Genomic DNA, 12,775 nt, shown 5'->3' on the forward strand with positions numbered 1-12,775 from the left:
AAAATGGCACGGGGACATTGCGGACTCCTTCGGTGATGGTTGCGGAACAACTCATTCTACCGAACGGAACCGCAATGTCTCCTCTCCTTTTCTGCCCGTGTTGCGTTTCGCGCTTGAATCCGCCCGGGGCGCACCGGGAACGAGATTGCCGCGGCGGCCGGGGCGGCCGCCTCGCAATGACGCGCGTTTTCGCGTCACTGCGATGACGCGTGTTTTCCCGTCACTGCGATGACGCGCGTTTTCCCGTCACTGCAATGACGCGCGTTTTCGCGTCACTGCGATGACGCGTGTTTTCCCGTCACTGCGATGACGCGTGTTTTCCCGTCACTGCGAGCGCAGCGCGGCAATCTCGTTCCCGCCAACGCCCCGGCCGACGCGGCAGCCAGTCTCCTGTCAAAACGCCCCGGGCCCTTCTCCTCCGGCAGGTGAACGGCACGCTTGACGCGGGGCGGCGGCGGGGGTAGAATCAACGGAATGTCGCGGGCGGGGGTGTGTGCATGCCCCCGCCGATGAAACAGGGCTGTGATCAGGTAGTCCGCGCGGGGCGCGGGACGGGAGACTCCAAGATGACTGCGAAGCGTTTTTCCGGGATGTGGGTGCTGGCGCTGGGCGCGCTGGCGGTGCTGGGGCTGGTGTGCGGCCGCGCGCAGGCGCAGTTCGACTCGCCGGTGGAGAAGAAGTGGACGGTGCAGGAGAAGGACGACAACGGCGAGGTGAAGGACGTGCTCTACATGTCCCTGGACGGCGTGCTGGTGCACGAGGAGGACCCCGCCAAGGCCCCGCAGCCGCGCGTGGTGACGCCCGGCACCCCCAGCACGCAGGCCCAGCCCGGCACCGCGCCGTCGGACGCCGTCGTGCTGTTTGACGGGAAGGACCTGGCCAACTGGTCGGCGGAGGACGGGGAGAAGACCAAGTGGGTGGTGGAGAACGGTGTGATGCAGCCGACGAAGGACTCGGGCATGATCCGCAGCAAGGGCGAGTACGGCTCCTGCCAGCTCCATGTGGAGTTCCAGACCCCCGCGCCGCCCGAGGGCGAGGGCCAGGGCCGCGGCAACAGCGGCGTCTTCCTCATGGGCCAGTACGAGGTGCAGGTGCTCGACAGTTTTGAGAACACCACCTATCCCGACGGGCAGGCGGGCGCGCTCTACGGCCGCAAGCCCCCGCTCGTCAACGCCTGCCTCAAGCCCGGCGAGTGGCAATGCTACGACATCGTCTTCCACCGCCCGGTCTTTGACGAGAGCGGCAAGGTCGTCAAGCGCGCCACCTTCACCATCTTCCACAACGGCGTGCTGATCCAGGACCACTACGACCTCTCCGGCGGCAACGGCTGGGTCGGCCCCCACGCCGTCACCGACTACGTCGCCCACGGAGACAAGGGCCCGATCATGCTCCAGGACCACGGCAACCCCGTCCGCTTCCGCAACATCTGGCTGCGCGAGCTGGCCGACTGAGGACGGATCCGGCCCGCAGCGCCGGCGTCCCGCCGGCCGTGTCCGGAACCGGCCCCGAACGAAAGAAGAGAGAATGCAACGGGGCGGCGGCGGGCCACGCCGCCGCCCCCGACATGAACAGGGAGACCGGACGATGAATCCTCGGAGGTGTATTGCCATGCTGTGCGCGGGGACGGCGTTCCTTCTGGCGGCGGTGCCCGCCGCGGCGGGTCCGGACTACCCCATCACGCCGGTGGGGTTCACGAAGGTGCGGGTGACGGGCGGGCTGTGGGCCGCGCGGCTGGAGACGAACCGGACGGCGACGCTCCCGGCGAATTTCCACAAGTGCGAGGAGACGGGCCGCATCGCCAACTTCGAGAAGGCCGCCGGGCTCAAGGAGGGGAAGCACGAGGGCATCTTCTTCGACGACTCGGACGTGTACAAGGTGATGGAGGGCGCGGCCTACACGCTGGCGCTCCACGCGGACCCGGAACTGGACGCCTACATGGACCGGTTCATCGGCGTGGTGGCGCAGGCGCAGGAGGACGACGGCTACCTTTACACGGCGCGCACGATTGACCCGGAGAACCCGGCCCGGGGCGCGGGCAAGGAGCGCTGGGCCGACATCAGGAACGCCCACGAGCTGTACTGCATGGGCCACATGATCGAGGCGGCCGTGGCCCACCACCAGGCCACGGGCAAGCGGAACTTCCTCGACGTGGCGGTGAAGTGCGCCGACATGCTGGACCGCACCTTCGGCCCGGACAAGCGCCACGCCGCCACGGGCCACCCCGAGCTGGAGCTGGCGCTGGCGCGCCTCTACCGCTGCACCGGCGAGCCGCGCTATCTGGCCCTCGCGAAGTTCTTCGTGGACCAGCGGGGCGACGCCACGCACCGCGAACTGTACGGCCTGTATTGCCAGGACCACATGCCCTTCCTCCAGCAGACGGAGGCCATCGGCCACGCCGTGCGCGCGGGCTATTTCTACTGCGGCGCGGCGGACGTGGCGGCGCTCACGGGCGAGACCGCCTACATCGAGACCATTGACCGCATCTGGGAGAACGCCGCCACGCGGCGGATGTACCTCACCGGCGGCATCGGGTCGCGGCGCGAGGGCGAGGCCTTCGGCGACGACTTCGAGCTGCCCAACGCCACGGCCTACTGCGAGACCTGCGCCGCCATCGCCAACGCCCTGTGGAACCACCGCATGTTCCTCCTCCACGGCGACGCGAAGTACCTCGACGTCTTCGAGCGGACGGTCTACAACGGGTTCCTGCCCGGCGTCTCCCTCGAGGGCGACACCTTCTTCTACCCGAACCCGCTGGAGTTCAACGGCGCCGCGCCGTTCAACCACGGCAGCCCCCGCCGCTCGCCGTGGTTCGGCTGCTCCTGCTGCCCGACGAACATCGTGCGGTTTATCCCCTCGCTGCCCGGCTGCGCCTATGCCGTCGAGGGCGCCCGCGTCTACGCCGGCCTCTACCTCGCCAGCGACGCCGCGGTCCCCGTCGGCGGCCAGACCGTGCGCATCGTCCAGGAGACGGAGTACCCCTGGGAGGGCGCGGTCCGCATGACCGTCACGCCCGAGCGGGAGGGCGAATTCGAGCTGGCCCTGCGCATCCCCGGATGGGCGCGCGGCGTCCCCTCGCCCGGCGACCTCTACACCTACCTCGACCCCGCCCCCGCCGCCGTGACGCTCACGGTCAACGGCGGGGCCGTCGCCGTCGCGGACGTCATGGACCGGGGCTTCGCCGTCCTCCGCCGGACCTGGAAACCCGGCGACACGGTCGCCCTCGACCTCGGCATGCCCGTGCGCCGCGTGCTCTGCCACGAGGCCGTCGAGAACAACCGCGGCCGCGTCGCCCTGGAGCGCGGGCCCGTGGTCTACTGCGCCGAGGGCGTGGACAACGGCGGCCGCGCGCTGCACCTGTGCCTGCCCGACGACGCCCTGCTGGCGGCGGAGCGGCGTCCGGACCTGCTCGGCGGCGTGGCCGTCCTCACGGGCCGCGCGCGCGCCGTGACCCGGGTGGAGGGCGGCGGCGCGGAGGAGACGGAGCAGGACTTCACGGCCATCCCCTACTACGCCTGGGCGCACCGCGACCAGACCGAGATGGCCGTGTGGCTCGCGCGCACGCCCGACGCCGTCACCCCCGCGCCCCGGCCAACCCTCGCGTCCAAGAGCCGCCCGTCGGCCTCGCACTGCTGGGGCGGCGACACCGTCACGGCGCTGAACGACCAGGCCGAGCCGAAGGACTCGGGCGACCAGGCCGTCCCCCGCATGACCTGGTGGGACCGCAAAGGCACCGTCGAGTGGGTGCAGTACGACCTGCCCGAAGAGACCGAGATCAGCGGCTGCGCCGTCTACTGGTTCGACGACGAGCGCGCCGGCGGCGGATGCCGCATACCCGCGTCCTGGCGGGTGCTCCGCCGCGACGGCGATCAGTGGGTGGAGGTGGACAAGGCCAAGTACGGCAAGCCCAGGCGGGACGCGTGGTGCACAGCCGCCTTCAACCCCGTCAAGACCGGCGCCCTTCGCATCGAGGTCCGCCTGAAGAAAGACGCCTCCGCAGGCATCCTCGAATGGACCCTCGACGGCACCGCGCCCTGAGCGGCCTGCGGCCAGTCGGGCAACGTGGCGGGAACGTAGAAGCGGCTTCCAGCCGCTTTCTTTGGGCGCACACCATGACCTAGGAACGCGCCTGGAAGGCGCGTTTTCGGCGATCGGGGTCCGGCAGGCGGCGTCTCCCGCGGCGGCGGGGTGGTATAATCGCCCGGCCCCGTGCGGTGCGGGGCGCGGTTGCGCGAGGAAGCATGGCGAAACAGGCTGAAATCACGGGGGGCGGCGTTCCGGGGACGGCGGCGGACGCCGCGGCGGGCGCCCGGCTGGATCCGTCCACCTGGACCGCGCGCCTGGGCCGGGGGCGCAAGGGGCTCGCCCTGGCGCTGGCGCAGGGCGGCGGCGACGTGGTCCTCTTCGCGGGGGCGGTCCTTCTCGCATACCTCATGCTGGCGTCGTGGCCCGCGTCCATCCTGCCCGCCGAAAAGGCCCTGCACCTCTGGCCCGCCCTGCTTGCGCGCACGGCGCGCAGCCCCGAGTTCGCGCCGTTTCTCCCCCTGCTGGTGATCATCCCCGTGGTGCGCGTGCTCGCCCTCCAGTGGGTGGGGGCCTACGCGGTGAACCTGGCGGACACCCGGCCCTTCCACGGCGCGCCGCGCATCCTCCAGGGCGCGCTGCTGGCCTCGCTCTTTCTCGCCGCCGTCGCCTCGGTCTATCCCGCCGCGAGCGCGCCGGGCACCCCCTCGCTGGCGCTCTTTCTTGTGTACGAGGGCCTGCTCGCCCTGCTCTTCGCCCTGCTCCTGCACTCCGGCACGCTCATCGCCGTGCTGGTGCTTCACGCCTTCGGCCTCGGCCTCACGCGCGTGGCCGTCCTCCACGACGGCAACCCGCCGCCGGGCCTGCTGCGCGCCCTGCGCTCCCCGGCGACGGAGTACGCCCTCCGGGGCGAGATCGTCGTGGGCGGCGACCCGCCGCCGGGCGCCCTCGGCACGCTGGAGGAACTGCCCGCCCTCATCAACCGCCATTCCCTCGACGAGATCATCCTGGCGGTGGACCCGGGAAGCCTGCCGCCGGAACAGCGGCTCAACGTGGCCCAGACCTGCTGGCGCCTGGGCCTGCGCATCAAGATGTGCAGCCCCTTCCAGCCCTTCTTCCGCACGCGGGCCCACCCGGAGATCATCGGCGAGATTCCCCTGCTCCTCGTGGAGAACATCGGCCTCTACGCCACCCTGCCGCAGGCCGCCAAGCGCGTCATGGACATGGCCGTCGCCGCCGCCGCCCTGCTCTGCCTGTCCCCCCTGCTGCTGGTGACGGCGCTGCTCATTAAGCTCGACTCGCCCGGCCCCGTCTTCTTCATCCAGGAGCGCGTCGGGCTCAACGGGCGCGTCTTCCGCATGATCAAGTTCCGGTCCATGCGCACCGGCGCGGACACGAAAATCCACCAGGAATACCTCCAGAAGATGATCCAGAACGGGGAGCACAGCGAGGTGGGCCCGGACGGCAAGCCGGTCTACAAGATCGTGAACGACCCCCGCATCACGCGGCTGGGCCGCTTCATCCGCAAGACCAGCATTGACGAGCTGCCGCAGCTCCTCAACGTGCTCCGGGGCGACATGAGCCTTGTCGGCCCGCGGCCCCCCATCCAGTACGAGGTGGACGCGTACAAGGACTGGCACATGAAGCGGCTCTACATCCGCCCCGGCATCACGGGCCTGTGGCAGGTGAGCGGCCGCAACCGGCTCTCCTTCGACCAGATGGTCCGCCTCGACATCGCCTACATCGAGCAGTGGTCCCTCTGGATGGATGTCAAGATCATGGTGAAAACCGTCCCGGTGCTCCTGCACCTGGACCAGGCCTACTAATCACGGAGGCGGGATGCCCGCAAGACGGCTGAAACGGTACATCGCGCTCAACCTGGCGGTCTGGTGCGGCCTGGCGCTCTTCGGCGCGCTCCTGCTCACCGGCGTGCGCCAGTACGGGCAGGCCGTCATGGCGCGCCACGCCGCCGGCGGCCTGGCCGCAGACGCCCGCGCCGCCCACGACCGGGGCGCGGCCCTGGAGGCCCAGCGCACCCTCCGCGCGGCCCTCGCCGCCGACCCCGGCGTCGGCGAGGCGGTCGTGCGGGATTTCGGCCCCGCCCTCTCCGGCATGCCCCTCGTCCTGGCGGGGCTGGACGCCCTCCGCCGGGAGCATCCCGAGCGCCTCTCCGAGGAGGCCCAGCTCCTCGGCGTGCTGGTGGCCAGGCCGCCCGACACCCTCCACCCGAAGGTGTTCACCCTGGACCCGCCCGGCGACGCCGGCCTCTGGCTCGGCCGCGCCGCCCTCGCCAACGGCGACCTGAAAACCGCCCGCGACGCCTTCCGCCGCTACTGGGAACGTCCCGGCGGCGCGGCCGCCCGCGTGCGCGCCCGGTCCGCCCTCGCGCCCGGTCCGGCCGCCGCCGCCGCCGACCAGTACCTCCAGGGGCGGCGGTTCTGGTTCGCCGGCCTGTGGGACGAGGCCTTCGCCGCCTTCGACGGCGCCCGGAAGGGCGGACACCAAAACTCCGACCTGGAATGCTTCGCCGCCGTGCGCGCCGAACTTGACGGAAACCGGGACGCCGCCCTGGCGGGGTACCGCGCCGTGGCGGCCAAGGCCCCGCGCCACCGCCTCGCGCTCCTGCGCCTGCGCGCCCTCACCCCCGCGGCGAAGTAGCCGCGCCGCGGGCGCCCGGCGGTTCCGGAAGAAGCCCCCGCTTGAAACGGCGCGGCGTTCCCCGCTAGAGTGGCCCCTGCCGGGCGTTTCGCCCGTGGAAAGGCACCCCTTCATGCGTCTCACACCCGCCGTCCGCGCCGCGGCGCTCGCCGCCGTGTGCGCGCTTTGCCCCGGCCTTCACGCACAGGACACCGCCATGACCGAAAAACAGCTGACGACCACGCCGAAGAACCACGACCTGGACTACAACGAGAATTTCCCCGCCGATGCGCGGTTCCTCTGCTATGACACGCGGGAGATGGTCGGCCCGGGCATTGACAACAGCCTCGGCATCGAGGTGCTGGAGCTGGCCACGGGCCGCGAGATCGTCGTGTACCGGCCGGAGAAGCACATGACGGGCGCCACGCCCGCCCCGGGCGTCGGAGCGGTGTCCTTCAACCCCGCCGCGCCCGAGGTGGCCTTCATCCACGGGCCGCTGGTGGACGAGGTGCCCGCGCGCGGGCCCTACGGCAAGCCGAACCGCACGGGGATGTGTGTCCGCCTGGACGGCGAGATCGTGGAGCGGGACGGGGAGTGGTTCATGCTGTCCGGCGGAAAGTTCACCACGTCGTGGATTGACCGGCGCGACGTCGCGAGGGACCGGCCCACGCTGCCGGGGGCGCACCGGGGCGGCACGCACCGCCATGAATACTGCATGACGGGCCGCCGGCTCGGCTTCACCTACGACGACTTCCTGCTGCCGCAGTACGACCGCAACATCGGGTGGTTGGAGCCGCACCCGAAGGCCCCGGAGGGTGCGACCCACTGGTTCGCCGTGCTCGTGGACATCGCGCCGATGAACGGGGCGAAGCCGGGAGAACTGGAGAAGGCCTACGGCGACTCGTGGGTGGACCCCGCCGGGACCATGCGCGCCTTCATCGGCAAGGTCCGCAACGACGACGGGAAGACCTACGAGGAGTCGCTGTTCATCGTGGACATTCCGGCGGACACGGACATCACGACGGCGGACGCCGGGTCCGCGGAGCGCTACCCCCGCGCCCCGAAGGGCCTGACCGTGCGGCGGCTCACCCATGACTGGGCGGGCGGCATCGTGCGCGGCGCGCCCGACGGCTCGCGCGTGCTCTATCTGGGCAAGGACGCCGACGGCGTCCAACAGGCCTTTGTCATCCGGGCGGACGGCTCCGACCAGTCCGGCGATCCGGCGCTGCGGCCCATGCAGGTGACCCGGCTGCCGGAAGGCGTGACCGGCGGCCTGCGCTGGCATCCCTCCGGAAAGTCCATCCTCGTCATGAGCGGCGGCGGCATCGCGGCGGCCTGCGCCGTGCCCGGGCCGGATTTCGGCCGGACAGCGTTCCTCACCCCGCGCGGGCAGAAGGACGAGCGCCACGCGCCGGTCTTCGCCCCCGACGGAAAGACCGTGGCCTACAACCGCCTCGTGCCCACGCCGGACGGGAAGGGCGGCACGGCGAAGAACCACGCCGGCCTCGACATGAAGCAGATATTCACCGTGGAGTTCCCCGATGCAGACGGCGACGGAATCCCCGACACCGCCGGCTGAGCCGCGCCTCCAGACCCTCCTGGACGAGAGGCAGTTGAGTGACCTGCTGGGGGGCCAGACCGGCATGGGCCGCCGCACGGCGGAATACATGATCGCCGCGGGGGACGGCCCGGCGCGCTGCTGCGAGACGACGCTTTATGAGCATCCCTCGGACCCCGCGCGGAGGGCGGTGCTCATCCGCCGGTCCCGCTACGCCGAGTGCATGCGGTCCTACCGCCCCCACGTGTACCGGCGCAACTGGTACAGCGACGACTTCAAACGCTCGGAATTCTGGACCAACGCCCTCGGCTGGCGCGACCGGGAAATCGCCCTGCCCAAGCCGCCCGGGGTCTTCCGCATCGTGCTCATTGGCGGGTCCACGGCGGTCGAGGGTCCCCACAACGACCTCACCTGCGCGAAGTACATGGAGCGGATGCTCGCCGGAGACCTCGGGGAGGGGCGCGTCGAGGTGATAAACGCCGGGGTGGACGCCCTGGCGATAACCGGCGCGGCGGCGTGCATTGACCGGTATCTGGCCCTGGAGCCCGACCTGCTTCTCCACTACAACTTCGTGAACGAGGCCTCCATGATCGTGGAATGGGCCTCCCGGGCCGCCTTTCCCCCCGGTTTGCCCGGCACCCGCGCGCGCCTGCGCCTCGCCAAGTCCTCCCTGCTGCGCGCGGCGGCGCCCGGCCTGATCCGGAGCGCCTCTCCCTGCTAAACCGTGTCTGGATGGACAAACAGTTCATGGTTTTTGGCCTGACACGAATCTCCTATCGGCAGTACGTGTCCATGACGGACCTCCATAACCGGATGTTGAGGGACTGGGCGGCCCAACGGGGCCTGTGCTGCGTTCCCATCGCGGAGGAGCTGGGCGGCGATCCGGCCCTGTTCACCGACACTTGCCACATGCGGCTGGACGGCATCAAGCGGAAGGCGGAGATCTTTTTCGCGCACCTTTCGCCCCTCGTTCCCGAATAAAGCGCGCCCGCCAAGTGTTTCTCCCGCCTTGTGCCGGGAATTCCCGTTTGTCTCCGGGCCGTCCGCGCGGGGCGTCAAGAACCCGCGACATCGCGGGCAACGTTTCCGCAGTCGCCTCCGACTACATCAAGGTGGACATGACGGCGCCGACGGGCGGCATCGTGATCAACAACGGCCAGTGGATCACCCTGAGCCGTGATGTCACGCTGGGCCTGAACTGGGCCGACGCGGGCACCGGTGTCTCCCGGATGCGCTTTAACAACGACGGCGCCACCTGGTCCGCCTGGGAGGCCGTTGCGCCGACCAAGGCGTGGACCCTGTCCGCCTGGGGCGTCCGCACCGTGCGCGTGCAGTTCATTGACCGCGCGGGCAACGTCTCCGCGGTGTACAGCGACTACATCAACGCTCTGACCTGACCTTTCCGGCCAGCCGTTTTTTGCCGCCCCGCCTCCCTTCGAGGCGGGGCGGTTGCCTTGTTCACAGGAAGTTTCCCGGGGCGGCGGGTCCGCCCGCCCCCGGCAGCCTCAGTCCCCCTCCCCCTCGGGGACAACGAGGCGGCGGCGCAGCCAGGCCACGCCGACAAGATCGTACAGGCCGCGCCACAGGCGGTTGTGGATGCCGTACTTGGACACGCCGTGCCGGCGCGCGTGGTGGGCGACGGGGCACTCGACAATGCTGAAGCCCGCGCGGCGGATGAACACGGCGAAAAAGCGGTGCACCCCGTTGAACGCCGGGAGGTGGGGCACACACGCGCGGCGGAAGCCCTTGGACCCGCACCCGGAGTCGCGGATGCCGTCATGGAGCACGGCGTTGCGCACGGCGTTGCCCACGCGGCTCGAGACTTTGCGCACCCAGGTGTCGTTGCGCTCGGCGCGGTAGCCGCACACACAGTCATGCTCCCGCAGCAGCTCCAGGAACCGGGGGAAGTCGCAGGGGTCGTTCTGCAGGTCGCCGTCCAGCGTGAGGAGGTATTCCCCGCGCGCGCGGCGCATCCCGGCGATCAGCGCGGCGGACTGGCCGAAGTTGCGGGCCAGGTGCACCGCGTGGAAGTGCGGGTGCGCCGCCGCCAGCGCGTCCATCGCGGCGCGCGTGCCGTCCGTGCTGCCGTCGTTCACGAAAAGAATCTCGCAGGACTCCGGGAGGCCTGCGAACACCGCGTCAATGCGCGCAAAAAGGAGGGGGACGTTGTCCGCCTCGTTGTAGCAGGGAACGACCACCGAAACGTCCGGCGTTGTCATGATGTGTGCTGTTTCCGAAGTTCTGCCACCGTCAAAGGAAGGGGGCGGGCGCGGCGCGCCGCCCGGGGGAAGAGTATACCGCAGTCATCCGGAAAAACGCCGCGCGGGCGCGCGGCGGGGACGCGCTCAGCCGGTGAACATGTCCTTGAGCTCCTTCATGAACTCGTTGAGGTCCTTGAACTGGCGGTACACGGAGGCGAAACGGACATAGGCCACCTCGTCCAGGTCGCGCAGGCGCTTCATCACCGCCTCGCCGATGGCCTTGGTGGACACCTCATGCTCGTTGTTGTTGAACAGCTCGCGCTCGATGGTGCTGATCAGCGCGTCCACCTGCTCCAGGCTCACCTCGCGCTTCTCGATGGCCTTGATGATGCCCGCGCGGATCTTCCACGAGTGGAACGGCTCGCGGCGGCCGTCCTTCTTGATCACCATCTGCGCCACCTCCTCCACGCGCTCGTAGGTGGTGAAACGGCGGCTGCAATTGATGCATTCGCGGCGGCGGCGGATGGAGTCCCCCTCTTTCGCCACACGGGAGTCCACCACCTTGCTGTCATGGTATCCGCAGAACGGGCATTTCATGGCGTCGCGCTTCCTTTCGGGCGGAATTCACCCACCTGCCGGAGCCTCTCCGGAGGCAAGCCCCATATATTGTGGTCTGCCAACGCATGAAGCATAACACACGCCATATCCTGTGTCAAGCGTAAAATGTCAGCAGGGTTTCCCCATACCGCTGGTGGCGAAAGGCCTCCAGACCGCCCGCCGCGTCCGGCGGGGGAGTGGTCTTCCCCCCCGACTCCAGCACCACCCAGCCCCCCGGCCGCACAAGTTCCCCCGCAGCGAGGGCTTCCAACAACGCCGCATGGCCGTCGTAGCGCCAGGGCGGATCGGCGAACACCAGATCGAAGGGGCCGCGCAGGCCCGAAAGCCCCGCAGGCAGCGTGAGCCGGTGCAGCACGGCACGGTCCTCAAATCCGCAATGGCTCACATTGCGCCGCAGCAGCGACAGCATCTGGCCGTCCGCCTCCACAAACACGGCGGACGCGGCGCCCCGGCTCAGGGCCTCCAATCCGTTCGCCCCCGTGCCCGCGAACAGGTCCGCAAACACGGCCCCCTCCAGCCGGGGGGCGAGAATGTTAAACAGGCTCTCCCGCACGCGGTCCAGCGTGGGCCGCGTGGCGCGGTCCGGGGGCGGCTCCAGACGCCGTCCCCGCGCCGTTCCGGCGATGATGCGCATGTGGTTTTCCTCGTCGCGTGTGCGCCTTCATTGTGCGTGTCCGCGCGGACCGGCGCAACTTTGCCACGGGGGAATGGGTCGGTGTGCCGGCAGGCCGGGAGGAAGTCCCTCTCCGGCGGCAGGTTATCCGTTTCTTCGCGTCCCACAAGAAACAGAGGCGCGCGCGTCCCGAGAATGTCAAGAGTTATCCCCCTCTCCGCCCGGGGGCAATAAGGACCGCTGCCCCGGCTTTCTGGCACCATTCCGGCTAAGTGCTTTTCCGCGCGGGGCTTCCCCCGCCGCAGAGGCGCAGGGGCGTCCATCCCTCCCCCCTCTCCCCGGCCCACTACCCGGCAACCACCCCGCAGGCCCGCTTGTGGATTACGGTGTGAAGAAAGGTCCCCCAGCCCGGGCATGCACGGACATTTCCCGCCTGCAACGGCTGCTATTCCCTTCGTAACCTTATTTGTGTCAATCATATAGACGACTTTAGGGAGGTTTTCCAGTTTTACCCGACCCCTTCGGGGGGCTGTGGAAAAGTTGTGGAAAAGACCCCTCCCGCCCCCCAAACCGGCCAAAGAGGCAAATTCCATGAAGGCCGGAAAAGCGCCAATGGGTTAAGGCGCGCAGCGAGTCGGCGGGTCCGGCCCGTGTGTCCGGCATTTCCGCTCCCGCCGTATTCCGCGTGTATACTGACGGGCGTTGCATGGCCTCCCTGGGCAGGGCAATCGCACTAAAATGCGCCTTGAAAAACCGCCTGCAAACGGCATGAACGTCCCTCGGTCTGTGAGTCCGTCTTTGTTGTCCCAACGGGACATCCGCCTATAGCCCAGGCCAGGCCGCCGCCCAAAGGGCCAGGCCTGCCCTGGGGAGGAGGCACCCTCCAACAAATGCCCTGAAAGGGCATCCGAAATCTTCTTGCGCGCCGGGAAGAAGACAAGGCAGGCGGGACGCCTGCGGTACGGAACTGCCCCGCAGGTCTTCTTCGTACCGCAGGCGTCCCGCCTGCCTTGTCTTTGGGTGCCCGTCCCCATTTCGGCTGCCCCGTTGGGGCATGATTCTTTCCGTCCGGGCAACCCAGGGCAGGCCTGGCCCTTTGGGCGGCGGCCTGCCCTGGGCTATATTCGG

At 69.5% G+C, this 12,775-nt stretch carries 10 protein-coding genes and 1 pseudogene; 8 read left to right on the plus strand and 3 right to left on the minus strand.

Going from position 1 to position 12,775, the window contains the following annotated elements:
* Positions 1–731 precede the first annotated feature (731 nt).
* The 8 genes from GXY15_03510 to GXY15_03545 all read left to right on the plus strand — a co-directional run bounded on the left by GXY15_03510 (position 732) and on the right by GXY15_03545 (position 9,612).
* Complete coding sequence (locus GXY15_03510; protein ID NLV40282.1) at positions 732–1,451, plus strand: DUF1080 domain-containing protein; 720 nt, start codon at positions 732–734, stop codon at positions 1,449–1,451.
* Between the two features lie 157 nt (positions 1,452–1,608).
* On the plus strand, positions 1,609–4,035 hold the full coding sequence (locus tag GXY15_03515; protein ID NLV40283.1) for a glycoside hydrolase family 127 protein: 2,427 nt from the start codon (positions 1,609–1,611) through the stop codon (positions 4,033–4,035).
* A 203-nt stretch (positions 4,036–4,238) separates the two neighbouring features.
* Positions 4,239–5,846, plus strand: coding sequence for an exopolysaccharide biosynthesis polyprenyl glycosylphosphotransferase (locus tag GXY15_03520; GenBank protein NLV40284.1), 1,608 nt, complete (start codon positions 4,239–4,241; stop codon positions 5,844–5,846).
* A gap of 13 nt (positions 5,847–5,859) precedes the next feature.
* A complete protein-coding gene (locus tag GXY15_03525) occupies positions 5,860–6,678 on the plus strand; it encodes a hypothetical protein (protein NLV40285.1) in 819 nt (272 codons plus the stop codon).
* 196 nt (positions 6,679–6,874) lie between these two features.
* Positions 6,875–8,236 (plus strand): DUF3748 domain-containing protein, encoded by a 1,362-nt coding sequence (locus GXY15_03530; GenBank protein NLV40286.1) that lies wholly within the window; start codon positions 6,875–6,877, stop codon positions 8,234–8,236.
* Positions 8,199–8,936, plus strand: coding sequence for a hypothetical protein (locus GXY15_03535; protein NLV40287.1), 738 nt, complete (start codon positions 8,199–8,201; stop codon positions 8,934–8,936). The genes GXY15_03530 and GXY15_03535 overlap by 38 nt, the downstream gene beginning before the upstream one ends.
* Positions 8,937–8,962: 26 nt before the next feature.
* A complete protein-coding gene (locus GXY15_03540) occupies positions 8,963–9,196 on the plus strand; it encodes a hypothetical protein (protein ID NLV40288.1) in 234 nt (77 codons plus the stop codon).
* A gap of 47 nt (positions 9,197–9,243) precedes the next feature.
* Positions 9,244–9,612, plus strand: a complete 369-nt coding sequence (locus GXY15_03545) for a hypothetical protein (GenBank protein ID NLV40289.1) — start codon at positions 9,244–9,246, stop codon at positions 9,610–9,612.
* A 108-nt stretch (positions 9,613–9,720) separates the two neighbouring features.
* Here the strand turns inward: GXY15_03545 and GXY15_03550 are convergent, their stop codons facing one another.
* From GXY15_03550 to rsmD, 3 genes and pseudogenes are all read right to left on the minus strand, one after another.
* On the minus strand, positions 9,721–10,434 hold the full coding sequence (locus GXY15_03550; protein NLV40290.1) for a glycosyltransferase family 2 protein: 714 nt from the start codon (positions 10,432–10,434) through the stop codon (positions 9,721–9,723).
* A gap of 126 nt (positions 10,435–10,560) precedes the next feature.
* Positions 10,561–11,013 (minus strand): transcriptional repressor NrdR, encoded by a 453-nt coding sequence (gene nrdR, locus GXY15_03555; protein ID NLV40291.1) that lies wholly within the window; start codon positions 11,011–11,013, stop codon positions 10,561–10,563.
* A 115-nt stretch (positions 11,014–11,128) separates the two neighbouring features.
* Positions 11,129–11,674, minus strand: a pseudogene (rsmD, locus tag GXY15_03560) (16S rRNA (guanine(966)-N(2))-methyltransferase RsmD).
* Positions 11,675–12,775: the final 1,101 nt, after the last annotated feature.

Source organism: Candidatus Hydrogenedentota bacterium (assembly GCA_012730045.1).
GTDB lineage: Bacteria > Hydrogenedentota > Hydrogenedentia > Hydrogenedentales > CAITNO01 > JAAYBR01.